Origin of the sequence: Streptococcus sp. FDAARGOS_256 (genome assembly GCF_002289235.2) — a bacterium.
Lineage (GTDB): Bacteria > Bacillota > Bacilli > Lactobacillales > Streptococcaceae > Streptococcus.
This window is the reverse complement of sequence record NZ_NTGM02000001.1, coordinates 1,611,228-1,627,133: the sequence shown is the minus strand read 5'-3', so window position 1 is coordinate 1,627,133 and position 15,906 is coordinate 1,611,228. Positions and strand designations below refer to the sequence as shown.

13 protein-coding genes are annotated in these 15,906 nt (G+C 43.1%); 2 read left to right on the top strand and 11 right to left on the bottom strand.

All coding sequences use genetic code 11. From position 1 onward, the window contains the following. Positions 1 to 97: 97 nt before the first annotated feature. The 11 genes from A6J84_RS08035 to A6J84_RS07985 form a co-directional block, all read right to left on the bottom strand. On the bottom strand, positions 98 to 766 hold the full coding sequence (locus tag A6J84_RS08035; protein ID WP_084944821.1) for a hypothetical protein: 669 nt from the start codon (positions 764 to 766) through the stop codon (positions 98 to 100). A gap of 1 nt (position 767) precedes the next feature. After that, positions 768 to 1,340: a hypothetical protein gene (locus tag A6J84_RS08030; RefSeq protein ID WP_049490055.1), complete on the bottom strand. Its 573-nt coding sequence runs from the start codon at positions 1,338 to 1,340 to the stop codon at positions 768 to 770. 311 nt (positions 1,341 to 1,651) lie between these two features. Continuing rightward, on the bottom strand, positions 1,652 to 2,506 hold the full coding sequence (locus A6J84_RS08025) for a VOC family protein (protein WP_095726388.1): 855 nt from the start codon (positions 2,504 to 2,506) through the stop codon (positions 1,652 to 1,654). A 108-nt stretch (positions 2,507 to 2,614) separates the two neighbouring features. Beyond that, positions 2,615 to 3,652 carry an aldose epimerase family protein gene (locus A6J84_RS08020; protein WP_084944822.1) on the bottom strand — a complete coding sequence of 346 codons (1,038 nt, stop codon included), beginning with the start codon at positions 3,650 to 3,652 and terminating at the stop codon, positions 2,615 to 2,617. Positions 3,653 to 3,798: 146 nt separating this feature from the next. Beyond that, positions 3,799 to 4,794 (bottom strand): tagatose-bisphosphate aldolase, encoded by a 996-nt coding sequence (gene lacD, locus A6J84_RS08015; RefSeq protein WP_084944002.1) that lies wholly within the window; start codon positions 4,792 to 4,794, stop codon positions 3,799 to 3,801. 10 nt (positions 4,795 to 4,804) lie between these two features. Next, positions 4,805 to 5,971 carry an SIS domain-containing protein gene (locus A6J84_RS08010; protein ID WP_095726387.1) on the bottom strand — a complete coding sequence of 389 codons (1,167 nt, stop codon included), beginning with the start codon at positions 5,969 to 5,971 and terminating at the stop codon, positions 4,805 to 4,807. Between the two features lie 104 nt (positions 5,972 to 6,075). Continuing rightward, complete coding sequence (locus A6J84_RS08005; protein WP_095726386.1) at positions 6,076 to 6,480, bottom strand: PTS sugar transporter subunit IIA; 405 nt, start codon at positions 6,478 to 6,480, stop codon at positions 6,076 to 6,078. A 3-nt stretch (positions 6,481 to 6,483) separates the two neighbouring features. Next, positions 6,484 to 7,305 (bottom strand): PTS system mannose/fructose/sorbose family transporter subunit IID, encoded by an 822-nt coding sequence (locus tag A6J84_RS08000; protein ID WP_000185287.1) that lies wholly within the window; start codon positions 7,303 to 7,305, stop codon positions 6,484 to 6,486. Then, complete coding sequence (locus A6J84_RS07995) at positions 7,292 to 8,197, bottom strand: PTS mannose/fructose/sorbose/N-acetylgalactosamine transporter subunit IIC (protein ID WP_038806525.1); 906 nt, start codon at positions 8,195 to 8,197, stop codon at positions 7,292 to 7,294. The genes A6J84_RS08000 and A6J84_RS07995 overlap by 14 nt, the downstream gene beginning before the upstream one ends. Before the next feature lie 26 nt (positions 8,198 to 8,223). Further along, on the bottom strand, positions 8,224 to 8,700 hold the full coding sequence (locus A6J84_RS07990; protein ID WP_000156968.1) for a PTS sugar transporter subunit IIB: 477 nt from the start codon (positions 8,698 to 8,700) through the stop codon (positions 8,224 to 8,226). Continuing rightward, positions 8,697 to 10,484 carry a glycoside hydrolase family 35 protein gene (locus A6J84_RS07985; RefSeq protein ID WP_095726385.1) on the bottom strand — a complete coding sequence of 596 codons (1,788 nt, stop codon included), beginning with the start codon at positions 10,482 to 10,484 and terminating at the stop codon, positions 8,697 to 8,699. Before A6J84_RS07985 ends, A6J84_RS07990 begins: the two co-directional genes overlap by 4 nt. Before the next feature lie 321 nt (positions 10,485 to 10,805). Here A6J84_RS07985 and A6J84_RS07980 point away from each other — a divergent pair, with 321 nt between their 5' ends. Together A6J84_RS07980 and strH are read left to right on the top strand one after the other, a co-directional pair. Beyond that, positions 10,806 to 11,522, top strand: coding sequence for a GntR family transcriptional regulator (locus tag A6J84_RS07980; RefSeq protein WP_001007181.1), 717 nt, complete (start codon positions 10,806 to 10,808; stop codon positions 11,520 to 11,522). Between the two features lie 302 nt (positions 11,523 to 11,824). Continuing rightward, on the top strand, positions 11,825 to 15,865 hold the full coding sequence (gene strH, locus A6J84_RS07975; RefSeq protein ID WP_095726384.1) for an LPXTG-anchored beta-N-acetylhexosaminidase StrH: 4,041 nt from the start codon (positions 11,825 to 11,827) through the stop codon (positions 15,863 to 15,865). The last annotated feature ends 41 nt before the right edge of the window (positions 15,866 to 15,906 follow it).

Below are 15,906 nucleotides of genomic sequence, written 5' to 3'. Positions count from 1 at the left end.
ATCACTATAATCAGAAACTTCAATTTTATCATAGGTTGTTGATAAAACATCACCATCACCAACCACTGGTAATGGTAATAGCGTTTCTCTCGTGTTTCTAGTTCTTCTCTTCCCCAAATAATACCTTCCCCTGCTTGTATTTTCGTACGGCTAACAGCCAGCGGATTGGATTGTTTTGGAACAAGAGCAGTACGACACTAATTGGGACGATCGTTGCTCCGATTGGTACCATGAACATGGACGGTTCAAACCATTCATGCTCATAGTAAGGAATGAAGGTCCCAGGTATGGCAAAGAACACAACAATAACAAAAACAAATAGAAGAACAAGGATAACAAATAGATACAAGATGATTTTATCGACTGTTGGTTCCTTATCTGGTGACTTCCTCCAAAAAGTACTACTTTCAACCGCATCTTTAAACTGCTCTTCACTTGCTGGGACAAGCGACTTAGCCCCACTGTAGAACAGTTTTTCAAATCCATAAACACTTCCGATAAAAACGAAAAGGATTGCGGCTAGATGGATCGGCGCCATCCACTCACTCAATCTAAAGGGCGCTATCAAGGAACGAATCCAAATACCGATAATGGCAACTAGCAAGAAAGCAAAGAAGACAACCCAAGGCCACTTGGATTTTTTTGAACTGATGGCACAGTCGGTTTCTGACGAGGCGCTAGATTCTGTCGCTAAAGCCTCTCTCGTCTTTGTGTTATAGTAGACGGATTGCTGGCATCCTTGGCCTATATAAATGATTTTTCTCATCTTACATTTCTCCCTCTTTCCCTCGGCTACCGTCCTGTAATGTCTCCATCAGCTCCTTGAACAATCGTTTGCGCGTTTTCATCCGAAAATCATAAACTATATATGTAAGAATACCAATCCCTAACATGTACATAATTAAAAATTGAAAATCAGAAACAGCCAGATAACGATAGGCTGAAAAAATCGTTATTAAAACAAAAATGTAGCCAACTACTGTCAACGCCCTAGATTTTCTCCTAAGTGTTTTGATATTGGCTTTTGTGAGCCGGACTTTTCTAAATCTATCTGTCTTCATGTTGCGTCGGGTAGATTTGGCAAGGAGAATGGTCCCGAAAACCAAAAACAGAGACATCAGGATAAAGAAAATCAGATTGAAAGGGGAGGAGACATCTCCAAAGGTTTGGTTGAGCAACTTTGACAGCCGTTGCAAGGAATAGATTGCAATAGGGGCTGCAATGGCTGAATAATTCATGCCTTGTTTTGCACTGTAGAATACTTGATTCCCCAAATCATAATAGATAAAAGAGTCCTCCAGAGGGCCCATACTGATTAAATTTTTTACACTTGTGTCCATCTTATTACCATTTCCTAAACTCAATACGGATGTTCAAACAAAGTCCTACTTTCTCTAAAAAGCATCGTGACAACGATTGCCAGCATTCTAGCCGATTTTGGGTGTTTGCCTTCCTAGAGAAAGAAAAGTTTATTAGTATTATAGCATGAACCCCCAGAAAAGGGAAAATATCCCCGGCAGATACCTTTGCTAGATCCAAGAAAGGTTTCGTCATTTCATAAAAAAGCAAACAAGTCCGCATTCTAAAAACAGAATGCGAGCTTGTCCGCCTTTTCCTATGTCTCTAAAATAAATAATGTGTTTTCCTCGTTTCATCGTGCCAAGCGAATGCGGGTCACAATCCCATCTGGGTCTACAAGATCCAGTTCACTCGAATTTAGCCACTTGATTGGTGCTTCTAGCTCTTGTGCTTGCTTAACGATGTCCAAGAGTTCTTCCTTGCTTTCGACCTCAAGGACATAGTAGGCCAAGCCTGGTAAGCCTTGCTCACGCGGAGCCAGCCCTTTTCCAGCCCATTCGTTGACAGCCAGGTGGTGATGGTACTTCCCAGCTGCTATCCAACTAGCACTAGGAATGCTAAATTTATCCTCTAGCCCTAACGCCTTTTGATAAAACTGGCTCGCCGCACGACTATCCTTAACCGATAGATGGATATGCCCCATTCTCGTCCCTTCAGCTAGGATAAAGGGATCCACCTTTTCCCCTAACTCATAGATGTCCTGTGCCGCAAGGGCTTCGGTCACACCGATAATACGACCGTCTTCTCGAATATCCCATGAAGACACTGGCTTATCACGGTAGAGTTCAATGCCATTTCCTTCCAAATCCTCTAGATAAATAGCCTCGCTGTATCCATGATCTGCACCCCCGACCAGAGGAATCCGTAAGTCACTTAGGTGCTTCAAGACATCTGCCAAGGCCTTTCGTGTCGGCAACAAAATCGCTAGATGGTAGAGCCCATAATGCTCCCTTACTTCGCCAGCCTTTTCTGCCTGAATCAAGTGAACCAAGGCTTTTCGACCAAGTCCCAAAATCGCTTCTGTCTCTGTTTGGGATAAAATCTCCAAGCCAATAATCTGATGATAAAAAGCCGTTTGACTCGTCAAGTCCTTGACATTTAGAACCGCCTCTGCTAGGTAAATATGGCTTTGGTATGCATAAGTCATCGGGTGTCTCCTTTTTTGTTGTAACTTTATGTATTACATCAATTATACACTATTGAGATAAAATGTCAACGAAGACAACTCAAAAGAGCTGGAAACCAGCTCTTCTTTTTATTTTACAACAAGCTCGTAGCGAGTTTTGCTGGTGAAAGTTTCCCCTGCTTTGAGAATGACTTGGTCTTTGAGGTTGCTGTGAATGGCATCTGGTAAAGCTTGCGCTTCAAGGGCAATCCCATTGTGCTGCACCATTGGCTGGCCTCCGATGAGTACGCTCTCATCCACAAAGTTTGCTGTGTAGACCACAAAACAAGGGGCCTCTGTCTTGAAAAGTAGGAAACGACCTGAGTTTTGGTCATAAAGGAAACCAGCATTGTCATGGCCTGCAGGAAGGGCAAATGGGTGATCCAAACCAGATACCAACTGAATTTGCTCATCGTCCTCTGCAAAGATATCCTTGAGCAAAGCACCATTGTAGATGTGTTTCACCACATCACGAGTAGCATCTGGAGTCTTATCTGGAACACCGTCAGGAGCGATTGGGTAAATGCCCTCCGTATTTAGTTGGAAGACATGGCGGTCAACTGTCTGCGTGAAATCACCAGACAAGTTGAAGTAGCTGTGATTAGTTGGATTGACAAGCGTATCCTGATCTGTCGTTACCTTGTAGCTGATTTCGTAGGCACCAGTTTCTTCCAAGTGATAGCTGATCCAGATCTTGAGATTACCAGGGAATCCTCCTGTGCCATCTGTACGCTCTGTATAGAGGGTCAAGCCATGGTCGCTCACATCGACCAATTCAAACAAGCTCGCATCCCAACCTGTTGAACCACTGTGGTTACAGTTGCTAGCATTGTTGACTTCAAGATTATAGGTCTGACCATTGAGCTCAAATGTCGCACCTGCAATACGGCCCGCTACAGGACCTACACTTGCTCCATGCTTGGGACTATTGCCTACATAGCTATCAAAATCATCAAAACCCAAGATCACATTGGCAAAGTTTCCAGCCTTGTCAGGTGTGACATAGCGCAAGATGGTCGCACCATAAGTCATAACTTCAAGCTGGTAACCACCATCAGTCTCAAAGCGATAAGCCAAGACATCCTTGCCCTCATGATTTCCAAATACACGTTCTGTGTATGCTTTCATTCTTCTCTCCTTTGATCCATTTCTCTTAAGTAAACAAACCATAGAGAGTGTCTCACCATCTATGGTTGTAGTTTCTATTTTCAGAATCCTTTGTCAGAAAACCTTAAGTAGCTTCTTAACAAAAAGGGATTCTTCTATTCTTGTTTTTATGCTTCTACACGTTCAGTCCATGAAGTCGCTGTTGTTTGAAGAACTTTGTTGAGTTCGTCAATGTTCTCAAATCCAGTTGTGCGTAGCCATTCACGAGCTGCTGCCTCACCGTTTTTGATGTAGGCTTCAACTGATCCAGCCCAAGTTGCACGGCCGCAAAGAACACCGTTGAAGTTTGCGCCTGATTCGTGGGCAAAGACAAGTGTTTCTTGGAAGAGTTTAGCTGATACACCTGCACTCAAGTAGATGTATGGCAAGTTAGTCGCTTCATCTTGTGCTTTGAAGAAGGCTGCTGCTGCTTCACGTGTATGAACGATTTCACCATCGCCAAAGCCTTCAACGTATTTGACGTTGACTGGAACTTCCACTTTCAAGACATCAATGTTAAAGCGTGGGTCTGAGAAGACCTTCATAGCGCCGATAACCTTGTGTGGTTTTACTTTGGCGTATTCTGCAGAACCTGCGTCAGCGATTTTTTCATCGTAAGCGAGGATTTCAAGGAAGAATGGAATGTCTTCCGCCACACACTCTGAACCGATGCGTTCGATGTAAGCTTGTTTTTCTTGGTTGAGTTCGTCAGCGCTGTCTACATCGTAGTAAAGCAAGAATTTGACAGCGTCTGCACCTTGTTCTTTAATGCGTTTGGCAGACCAAACATCCAAGCAGTCAGGCAAGCGTTTAGTGCTAGTTGTGTCATAACCCGTTTTTTCATAAGCAAGGAGAAGACCAGCATTTGGTGCAAGAGCTTTTGTAGCTGGAAGTCCATACTCAGGGTCAAGAAGCATAGAGGATGCGTATTTTGTCAATTCATCTGCAACCAAAACTTTAAGTTCTTCCATTTGAGCGACTGTTGGCTCTTCTGTTTGGTATTGAGCCATGAGGCGTTTCAAAGCACCACGTTGGTCAAAAGCAAGAGCTGAGATGATTCCATTCTCGTCAGAGAGTTTTTGCAAGCAGGCTACTTTATTGGAACTTAATTGTAATTTACTCATAGACACTTCCTTATTTTTGATAGTCATGAATGATAACACCTTGTACCACACGGTTTACTGTACCTGTAGGAGATGGTGTATCTGGTTTATTTTCTACCTTGAGTGAAGTCAATAGGGCAAAGAGTTGGGCATAAACGATGTAAGGGAAGACACGGTAAATATCGTTCAAGACACCGCCACAACCAAGGGCTACTTCTTTGACATTTTCAAGACCAAAGGCTTGATCACTCAAGAGCACAACACGACGAGCAATCTGATCACCAGCCACTTCACGAACCAAGTCCAAGTCGTACTTGCGAGTGTAGTCTGTCGTTGTACCAAAGATCAAAACAACTGTATCTTCGTTGATCAATGATTTTGGACCGTGACGGAAGCCGACTGGGCTTTCATACATAGTCGCCACCTGACCAGCTGTTAATTCCAAAATCTTGAGCTGAGCTTCATGAGCAAGTCCAAAGAAAGGACCAGCGCCTAGGTAGATAACACGATTAAAGTCGAGGTCAACCAACTCTTTAACATCTGCTGCATTGTCTAGAACTTTGCGGGCAAGGCTAGACACAACTTCAAAACGTTCAGCTTTCACAGCAAATTCTGTAGGATCAAAGACCAAGAGAGCTGTTAGCATCATAGACGTAAAGCTAGAAGTCATGGCAAATCCAGCGTCATTGGAAGCAGCTGGTTGCAAGAGCAAAAGATTGCGATCATCGCCATGAGCCTGAAGAGCCAATTTCCCTTCTGCAGCACATGTAATGGTCACTTGATAGAGGTCATCCACCAAGGCTTTAGCCAAATCAACCGTTGCCACACTTTCAGGTGAATTTCCACTACGAGCAAAGGAAACAAGGACAGTCGCCACATCTTTTTTCAGATAGGTTTCTGGATTGGCAACAATATCAGTTGTCGCAATGGCATTGAAATTCCATTTGCGTTCGTCATAGACTTCCTTAAAGTATGGTACCAAGGTATCTCCCACATAAGCAGAAGTACCAGCACCCGTCAAGATAACCTTGATATAGTCATGTTTATCAGCAATTCCTTTCAGAAATGCTGCAATTTCTTCTCGTTTTGCTTGATAAGCTTCAAAAGCCTCTTTCCATACATCAGGCTGTTGGTAGATCTCACGAGTCGTGATTTCTGCACCCAGTTCAAGTAATTCTTCTTTTGTGTAATTTAGCATAGAGTTCCTCTAATCTATTGTTGTTTCATTCCTATTGAAAATATGGGAATGGGAGTGACTCCCATTCCCATGTATATTCTATATAAGATGCTCTAAGTCACATCTTATTCATCTTCGTCATCATCGAAGCCCGCTAACAGATCGTTGACTTTTACGATGCTTTCTGCAGCACGGCTCCTGTAGTCCGCATCTGCACCTGTAAGGCTCGCATTGATAAATTCAATCACCATTGGAAGATTCATCCCTGCGTAGAGTTCAATGTCGCGACCTTCCATGATCAAACGGCTTACCACGTTACATGGTGTACCACCGAGAAGGTCCGCAAAGACTAGGAAATCATCCAATCCTTCGATAGCAGCTTCAAATTTTGCAGTAAATTCTTCTGGACCATCTTCTGGAAGAAGGGCCACTGTATGAATGTTGTCCTGTGGACCCATGATCATTTCTGTGCTACCTTTAAGTTCTTCACAGAAACGACCATGACTCACCAAAATTAATGATTTACTCATAAATTATGCGCCCATTCCAAGCAAGAATTTACCGATGAATGAAAGACCTACTGCAAGAACGATAATGATACCGATCGCTTTAGTAGAGTTCATACCTTTCTTACCAAGCAACCAGAAGATAAAGGCAGTAAAGATTGCTGGAAGCAAACGTGGGAAGATTGAGTTCAAGATGTCTTGGAAGTCAATCATCTTTTCACCGATTGGCAATTTGTAAGAAATCTCAAAGTTGATCATTGTCGCTACAAGAGCACCCATCATGAAGACACCAAGTACAGATGCAGCATCAATCAAAGCTGTCAAAGTACTTTGCATGTTGTTGATAAGGTTAACCCCTTCTTTGTAGGCAAATTCCAATTGTTTCCAACGGAAGATGTCATATGCAACTGCAACTGCGATCCAAAGGAAGATACCCCATGGTTGGCCAGCGATAGCCATAGTTGCTGCGATAGATCCCATGATAGCAGGTACAAGTGAACCAAAGATTGTATCTCCAAGAGGAGCGAATGGTCCCATCAAACCTGTCTTGATACCGTTAACGGCATCTTTTGAACCCACACCATCTTTTTCTTCCATGGCAAGGTCAAAACCAGCGATAATTGTGTGGAAGAATGGAGAAGTATTGAAGAATTGAGTATGAACTTTCATCATTTCTTTCAATTCAGGAGTTCCATCCCCATACATTTTACGCAATTGAGGCAAGATCATGTAAAGGTAACCAGAAGCTTGCATACGTTCATAGTTCCAACCTAATTGGAAAGTAAACAAGCTACGTTTGTTGATTTGATTAAAATCTTCTTTTGTTAGTTTGTAATTAGAATTCGTCATCTTCGATTTCCCCACTTTCTGATGGTGTAGAAGGTGCTGCTACAGCAACTTTTTGGCTGTTCTTGAAGTGAACAACTGCAAGGAAGATACCCACGATAGAGATACCGATCATAGACAATCCTTTGAAGTTGTTAACAAAGCCAATTTTTTCAGCAACTTCAGCAGGAAGAGTGCCAATGATTCCAGCAACTGCTCCACCAAGACTTGTTACGTTTGAGTAAAGAACAGTCAACATAGCTGTCAAACCGAATCCCATAGCAAGGTAGTGAAGGTTACGTTTAACTGGAAGGTAACGAAGCAAGATAGCGAATCCAAGACCTGGAAGCATACGACCTGCAAGAGTCAAACCGTCTGCAACCCATTGGTATTCTTTAACAAGGTTTACAACACCTTGTACGAATTCTCCACCGAAAGCAAGGGCGAAGAATACTGGAAGGGCACGAGAAAGAGCCCATGGAAGCGCACCAAGTAGGTAGTTGCGTTCGATACCTTTGTAGTCAAAGCGTTCGATCGCAGCATCAATACGGTGTGCAAAGAAAGTAGTTGTCATACGTCCAAGAACGTCGAAGTATGTCAAAAGTGCTGCTACTGGTACAGCGATTGTTGTAATCGCAAGATCTGTATCAATACCTTGAGAGATAGAGAATGCTGTTGCAAGAACCGCACCAGAAGTTGCGTCGATACGAGAAGCACCACCGAAGGTACCAACCCCAAGAACGAACAACTGCAAGCTACCACCGATAAACAAACCAGTTGTCACATCTCCCATGATCAAACCGGTAATGAAACCAGCGAATACAGGGGAACCTGCAGATGAAACGATTGTCAACTCATCACAGATTTGATAAGCTGAGTACAAAGTGAGAAGTAAAATTTGCCACCATTGTATCATAACAATGACCTCCTAAAAATTTTTTCCTATTTTAATAAGCTCAAAAAGTCTGAAACTGGATCATTTGGAACCATTTGAGCAGTGAGTTTCACACCTTTTTCTGCTAGTTTGTGGAAGTCTTCCACATCCTTGTCTACCACGTTGATAGAACGTGTGATAGAGCGAGTTTCTGGTGTTTGAGACATATTGCCGACGTTGAGTGTTTCAAGCGGAACACCTGCTTCGACCAAACCAAGGAAACGGTCTGGTTTACGTGCAACGATAAAGAGACGTTGGCTATCGTATTTACCAGCAAGGATATTTGCTGCTGCTTTCTCAACTGGCAAGATACTGAGTTTCACACCTGGTGGTGTCGCAAGTTTCAAACCACTCTTTTCAATATCGTTGTTAACAACTTCGTCGTCTACAACCATAATGCGTGAAACATTTAGTTTTCCAGCCCAAAGATTGGCTACTTGACCGTGGATCAAACGTCCATCGATACGGCATCCTACAATTGTCATAAGTTTTCCCCCTTTATGTGTTTTAGTGTAGGTTTACGAGTTAAATGAATCTCTTCTTTATATTCGCCCTCAGTTTCAAAGATGATGATGCGGTTAGCACCTTCCTTGAGATAACTATGAGGGATATAAAGTGAGAGGGTCGGGCCGACGTTCCAGAAACGCCCTAGGTGACGCCCGTTGACAAAGGCAACTCCCTTACCAAACTCAGACAAGTCTAAGTAGGTATCCTTCGGCTCTTCAACAGTAAAGTCGAAAGCGTAAAAGGCTGGTTGTCCTTCTGTCCATCCTTTTGAAAAATCAATCTTCTCAGGATTATCCAGTGGCAGTGGATATTGTTTCCAATTCAGTAAGAAATGTAGATCTTTGCAAACACCTGTACGAATTCCTTTACGTTGCGTATCTGCCAAGAACTTATGACCGTAGTTGACACGCCCCATATTTTCGATCAAAATGTCAATCTCTGAAAATCCTTTTCGGTTGCCTTGACAGTAGATGTCTTCACCAATCTCTGTCTGGTATTGAGTAGCAATCCACTGACCATCTACAAAGAGCTGAGCTCGGTCACGCCCATCGATGATACGGAGACGTTCCTCTTCTGCATCCCAACTTGCTTCGGTACGATAAAGAAGGTAGCCATAACTTTGACCAAGTTCTTCCATCGCTTTTGGATAGAGGCTTTCAGTTGGACTTGCCAGACTATCCAGAGTTTCAAACAAGGAAACTTTCTCAACCAATGGAATGGATTCCATTTCCATGCTTCCCTTGTAAAGTGGTTCCAACTGTGGATACTCTGGGAAGTGGGTTGCCATCATCTTCTTGACTGCTAGATATTTAGCAGTTGGATTTCCTTCTTCATCGAGAAGGGCATCATAGTCGTAAGATGTGACTTGTGGCAAATCTAGAGTTCCTCGAGCCGAGCAACCATTCATGAAACCAAAGTTTGTACCACCATGGAACATGTAAAGGTTGATAGAGCCTTGCTCCAATACCTCTCGAACAGCCTCTGCCAATTCTTTAGGATCCCGTGTGATGATGGGTTCTTTCCAACGGTTGAACCAACCATCCCAGAATTCCATACACATGAGGGGCCATTTCTTACCATACTCATCAAAGAATTCCTGCATCTGTGAAAAGTTGTACGGAGCTTTAGAGCCGAAGTTCCCTGTCACAAAGAGGTCGTCTTCAATCAAGGTTCCGGCTTTCAGAGTAGCCCTCCATGGACCATCTGAAGTAAAGAGTGGGCAATCAATCCCTCGGTCTTCCATCAATTTCCGAATTGCTCGTAGATAAGACTTATCTTCTCCATAAGAGCCATATTCATTTTCGACTTGCATCATAAGAATGTTTCCGCCATTATCCAACAAGCGAGGCACAAGCCTTGGCAATAATTGGTCATAATAGCGAGCAACAGCCTCGATATAGGCTGGGTCGGACGAGCGAATTCGCACGTCCTTGGTCAAGAGCCAAGCCGGCAAGCCACCAAATTCCCATTCCGCACAGATAAATGGAGACGGGCGTACAATGGCATAGAGACCCAGATCTTGTGCAATTTGAAGAAATCTCTCCAAATTTCTGGCACCTTCAAAATCAAACTCCCCTTCAACAGGTTCGTGTAAATTCCAAGCCACATAAGTCTCGACTGTATTAAAGCCAAGCGCCTTTAAGTTATAGAGAGAATGATACCAATCCTCTGCTGGAATCCTAAAATAATGAATGGCGCCGGACAAAATCTTGAACGGTTTTTCGTCTAAATAGAAATCGTCCTCAATTTTAAATCTTGTCATGTTATTACCTCTGACGAATTAAGTTTGCGCTTTCATTTATTATAATATTAACTATAATCAAATCTTTTGCATTTGTCAATAGGTTTTAGAAAATTATTTAAAATTTTTCTATTTTTTTACTTACCGTTTACCGAAATTATCTAAAAATAGCATGAAAACGATCTTTTTATGTATGATAATTCACAAGAACATCAAATGAATTTTTTTACATGTAAAATAACATTTTTAGTCTATTATTTTAATTTTTTGACCTTAATACTACTCTTTTCTCTATATTTGTGGTAAAATCAAAATTGGAGAAAGAGAATCGAGGTGAAATTTATGGCTATTCCTAAATACCAATATATTAAAGATGAATTAAAAAACAAAATCATCTCTGGTCAATTTGCAAGTGGAGATAAATTTTATACAGAAGCCGAATTGATCGCGATGTACGATGTGAGTTCAATCACAGTTGTTCGTGCCTTGAACGACCTTGCTAAAGACGGCTACATTGTCCGCCAACAAGGTAAAGGTACTTTCGTCTCACGTGCCCGCAAGCACAAACTCGTTGAGTTTTCAGATGTTGAAATCTTTGAAACAAAAGACGATAAAGTTACTGTCCTTTCTATCGAGCGCGGAAACAAACTTGAATATTTAGATAAACTTGGACTACGTGGAGATCAATTCTACTATAAGATTGAACGTATTCGTCAGACAAACGACGTAACATACATCTACCACACATCTTATATTCCTGAGCAATACATCAATGCCAACTATCCAAATCTTGACTATTATAGCTCTATCTATACACGTTTCAAATTGGATTACCGCATTCACATGAGTGATGAACATTTTGAGGAAATCAACGAAATCGCATTCCCAACACCAGAGCATGCTGCTTCTGTACTCGGAATCGATACACAATTCCCAACTGTCTTCCAAACGAAGACTACAAAACTTGAGGCCACTGGCCAAGTCCTTGCCTATAGTGAAACTTATAAGCGAGCGGACTACTACAAAATCAAATTCATCTCATGCAATCGAGGTCATTAAGAAAAAGCCTGAGCCTAGCTCAGGCTTTTTCTCTATTCATTATAGCACGAGAAAGAAGTTGTGAAAACGCTATGAAGGGCTCTTATTTAATTAGTAGCATTTTTACTAAAAACAAGTTAAATTTTCGTTTGGTTTTTTCTCTGTTTTATCCCTTATTAGCAAATTTCTCCTAAATCTTATGATTTCCTCTATTTATTATAGTTCTTATATAAACCCACTTGACATTTTACTCCTTAGATAATAAAATAAAATTGGTTTTATGTAAACGCTATCATATATGATAATAACAAGGAGGTTTTGTCATGAAACTAGAAAAGAAACAGCGCTTCTCCATCCGTAAATACGCGGTTGGGGCGGCTTCTGTACTTATAGGATTTGCTTTTAGCGCCCAAGTCGTATCTGCCGACGGAATTACTCCAGCTCCAACAGCTGAAGAAACTGTCCAAACGATTCAGGAGAGTCCACAAGCAGTCAAAGAAGCTGTAGACTCCAAGGTTCCAGAAAAACTGGAAGAAAAGGCTGACAAACCTGTAAAAGAGGAGGTCAAAGAAGACCAGGAGGTTCCTCGAACAGTTACTCCAAAAACAGAAGAGTCAAGCGCACCAGTTGTGACAGAAAATGCTACTCCAACTCCTACTGCCGAGAAAGAGAGTCCTGCCCCAGCTGAAACTCCTGCCGAAAGTACTCCTTCAGAAAAGAAAAATGAAGCCGTCACACCTGCAGTAGCCACTCCTAGCACGGAACGTGCAGCTCAGGTAAATGAAAAACTGGCAAAACGAAAAATGATCTCAATCGACGCTGGACGCAAGTACTTCTCTCCAGACCAACTCAAAGAAATCATCGACAAAGCCAAACACTACGGTTATACTGATCTTCATCTACTAGTTGGAAATGACGGCATGCGTTTTATGTTAGACGACATGACGATCAAAGCCAATGGCAAAACATATGCAAGTGACGATGTCAAACGTGCACTCGAAAACGGAACCGATGCCTACTACAAGGATCCAAACGGCAACCATTTGACAGAAACTCAGATGACGGACTTGATCAACTATGCTAAAAACAAAGGTATTGGCCTCATCCCAACTGTAAACAGCCCTGGTCACATGGATGCGATTTTGCATGCCATGAAAGAACTAGGCATCCAAAAACCGAACTTCAACTACTTTGGTAAGGAATCTGCTCGTACCGTTGACCTTGATAACAAGGAGGCTGTTGCATTTACCAAAGCTCTGATCGACAAGTATGCTGCTTACTTCGCTGGCAAATCTGACATCTTCAATATCGGACTAGACGAGTACGCCAATGATGCTACAAACGCCAAAGGCTGGAGCGTTCTTCAAGCCTACAAGTGGTATCCAGAAGATGGATTCCCTGACAAGGGTTATGACAAATTTATCGCCTACGCAAACGACCTTGCTCGCATCGTCAAATCTCACGGCCTCAAACCAATGGCCTTTAACGATGGTATCTACTATAATAGCGACACTAGCTTTGGAACCTTTGACAAAGATATCATCGTTTCTATGTGGACTGGTGGATGGGGCGGATACGACGTCGCTTCTTCTAAACTTCTAGTTGAAAAAGGCCACCAAATCCTTAATACCAACGATGCTTGGTACTACGTCCTCGGACGAAATGCCGATGGCCAAGGATGGTACAACCTCGACCAAGGACTCAATGGTATCAAGAACACTCCAATCACTTCTGTACCAAAATCTGATGGAGCTACTATCCCGTTCATCGGGGGTATGGTAGCTGCTTGGGCGGATACCCCATCTGCACGCTATTCACCATCACGCCTCTTCAAACTCATGCGTAGCTTCGCAAATGCCAATGCTGAATACTTCGCAGCTGATTATGAGTCTGCTGAACAAGCTCTGAAAGAAGTCCCAACAGACCTTAACCGCTATACTGCAGAAAGTGTCGCAGCTGTAAAAGAAGCTGAAAAAGCCATTCGCTCACTCGATAGCAACCTCAGTCGCGCCCAACAAGACACGATTGACCAGGCAATCGCGAAACTCCAAGAAGCTGTCAGCAACTTGACCTTCACACCAGAAGCTCAAAAAGAAGAAGACGCGAAACGCGAAGTTGAAAAGCTTGCCAAGAACAAAGTAATCTCTATCGATGCTGGACGTAAGTACTTCACGCTCGACCAACTCAAACGTATCGTAGACAAAGCGAGCGAGCTCGGCTACTCTGATGTGCATCTTCTCCTAGGAAACGATGGACTTCGCTTCCTCCTTGATGACATGACCATCACAGCTAACGGAAAAACTTATGCAAGCGATGATGTCAAGAAGGCTATCATAGAAGGAACAAAAGCTTACTACGATGATCCAAATGGTACCACTCTTAGTCAAGCTGAAATCACTGAATTGATCGAGTACGCAAAATCAAAAGGCCTCGGACTCATCCCAGCGATCAACAGCCCAGGTCACATGGATGCCATGCTCGTCGCTATGGAAAAACTTGGAATCAAGAATCCTCAAGCCAACTTTGACAAGGTATCCAAAACAACCATGGACCTTGAAAACGAAGAGGCGATTAACTTTGTCAAAGCCCTCATCGGCAAGTACATGGACTTCTTTGCAGGCAAAACTAAGATCTTCAACTACGGTACAGACGAATATGCCAATGATGCTACCAACGCGCAAGGCTGGTACTACCTCAAATGGTATGGACTCTATGGCAAGTTTGCTGAGTACTCTAACACTCTTGCTGCTATGGCCAAAGAAAGAGGCCTTCAACCAATGGCCTTCAACGATGGTTTCTACTACGAGGACAAGGATGATGTTGAGTTTGACAAGGATGTCATCATCTCTTACTGGTCTAAGGGATGGTGGGGTTACAACCTTGCATCTCCTCAGTACCTGGCAAGCAAAGGCTACAAATTCCTTAACACCAACGGAGACTGGTACTACATTCTCGGCCAGAAACCTGAAGATGGTGGTGGTTTCCTCAAAAAAGCAATTGAAAATACTAAAAAAACACCATTTAACCAGCTTGCATCTACCAAATATCCTGAGGTAGACCTTCCAACCGTCGGAAGCATGCTTGCTATCTGGGCAGACAGACCAAGTGCTGAGTACAAGGAAGAAGAAATCTTTGAACTCATGACTGCCTTTGCAGACAATAATAAAGACTACTTCCGCGCTAACTACAATGCCCTCCGTGAGGAACTTGCTCAAATCCCTGCAAACTTGGATGGATACAGCAAGGAAAGCTTGGAGGCCCTAAATGCAGCGAAAGAAGCTCTCAACTACAACCTCAACCGTAACAAACAAGCCGAGTTAGACGCTCTCGTAGCCAAGCTCAAAGCAGCCCGCCTAAGCCTTAAACCAGCGGCAACCCACTCAGGAAGCCTCGATGAAAACGAACTAGCTGCCAATGTTGAAACCAAACCGGAACTCATCACAAGAGCAGAAAAGATTCCATTTGAGGTCATCAAGAAGGAAAATCCGAACCTCCCAGCCGGTCAGGAAAAGATCATCACACCAGGTGTAGAGGGCGAACGCACTCATTACATCTCTGTCCTTACTGAAAATGGGAAACAAACAGAAACGGTACTAGATAGCCAAGTAACCAAAGAACCTGTGACCCAAGTGGTTGAAATCGGCACCCCTATTACGCACAAAGGGGACGAACACGGTCTTGCTCCAGCCGCAGAAACAAAACCAAGACTGGATATCCAAGAGGAAGAAATTCCATTCACTACCGTGACACGTGAAAATCCACTCTTGCTCAAAGGGAAGACTCAAGTCGTTACTAAAGGCGCTAACGGTCGTCGCAGCCATTACTACTCTGTAAGCACTAGTGCTGACGGTAAGGAAGTGAAAACTCTTGTAGATAGCCTTGTGACTCAAGAAGCAGTGACCCAAGTTATTGAAATCGGAACCCTTGTAACCCATGTAGGAGACGAACACGGTCTTGCTCCAGCCGCAGAAACAAAACCAAGACTGGATATCCAAGAGGAAGAAATTCCATTCACTACTGTGACACGTGAAAATCCTCAATTACCAAAAGGACAAACGCAAGTTGTTACTAAAGGGGCTAACGGCCACCGTACTGCCTTCTACTCTGTAAGCACTAGTGCTGATGGAAAAGAAGAAAGAACGCTTGTCAATAGCGTGGTAACACAGGAAACGGTCACTCAAGTTGTTGAAGTCGGCACTGCCGTTGAGAAAGCTGAGAAAGCTGAGCAAACTGCACCAACTACTGCCAAAGCAGATGAAAAACAACTCCCTGCAACAGGAAGTCAAGACTCTGCAGGCTTGGTCGCAGCAGGACTCATGGCGACTCTAGCAGCCTACGGACTCACTAAGAGAAAAGAAGATTAACCCCCTTCGACAAGCATACAAAAAAGCGAGATTTAATCTCG

Coding starts and splice junctions, on each gene's coding strand:
- A6J84_RS08035 (WP_084944821.1), bottom strand. CDS start 766: ATGAGAAAAATCATTTATATAGGCCAAGGATGCCAGCAATCCGTCTAC.
- A6J84_RS08030 (WP_049490055.1), bottom strand. CDS start 1,340: ATGGACACAAGTGTAAAAAATTTAATCAGTATGGGCCCTCTGGAGGAC.
- A6J84_RS08025 (WP_095726388.1), bottom strand. CDS start 2,506: ATGACTTATGCATACCAAAGCCATATTTACCTAGCAGAGGCGGTTCTA.
- A6J84_RS08020 (WP_084944822.1), bottom strand. CDS start 3,652: ATGAAAGCATACACAGAACGTGTATTTGGAAATCATGAGGGCAAGGAT.
- lacD (WP_084944002.1), bottom strand. CDS start 4,794: ATGAGTAAATTACAATTAAGTTCCAATAAAGTAGCCTGCTTGCAAAAA.
- A6J84_RS08010 (WP_095726387.1), bottom strand. CDS start 5,971: ATGCTAAATTACACAAAAGAAGAATTACTTGAACTGGGTGCAGAAATC.
- A6J84_RS08005 (WP_095726386.1), bottom strand. CDS start 6,480: ATGAGTAAATCATTAATTTTGGTGAGTCATGGTCGTTTCTGTGAAGAA.
- A6J84_RS08000 (WP_000185287.1), bottom strand. CDS start 7,305: ATGACGAATTCTAATTACAAACTAACAAAAGAAGATTTTAATCAAATC.
- A6J84_RS07995 (WP_038806525.1), bottom strand. CDS start 8,197: ATGATACAATGGTGGCAAATTTTACTTCTCACTTTGTACTCAGCTTAT.
- A6J84_RS07990 (WP_000156968.1), bottom strand. CDS start 8,700: ATGACAATTGTAGGATGCCGTATCGATGGACGTTTGATCCACGGTCAA.
- A6J84_RS07985 (WP_095726385.1), bottom strand. CDS start 10,484: ATGACAAGATTTAAAATTGAGGACGATTTCTATTTAGACGAAAAACCG.
- A6J84_RS07980 (WP_001007181.1), top strand. CDS start 10,806: ATGGCTATTCCTAAATACCAATATATTAAAGATGAATTAAAAAACAAA.
- strH (WP_095726384.1), top strand. CDS start 11,825: ATGAAACTAGAAAAGAAACAGCGCTTCTCCATCCGTAAATACGCGGTT.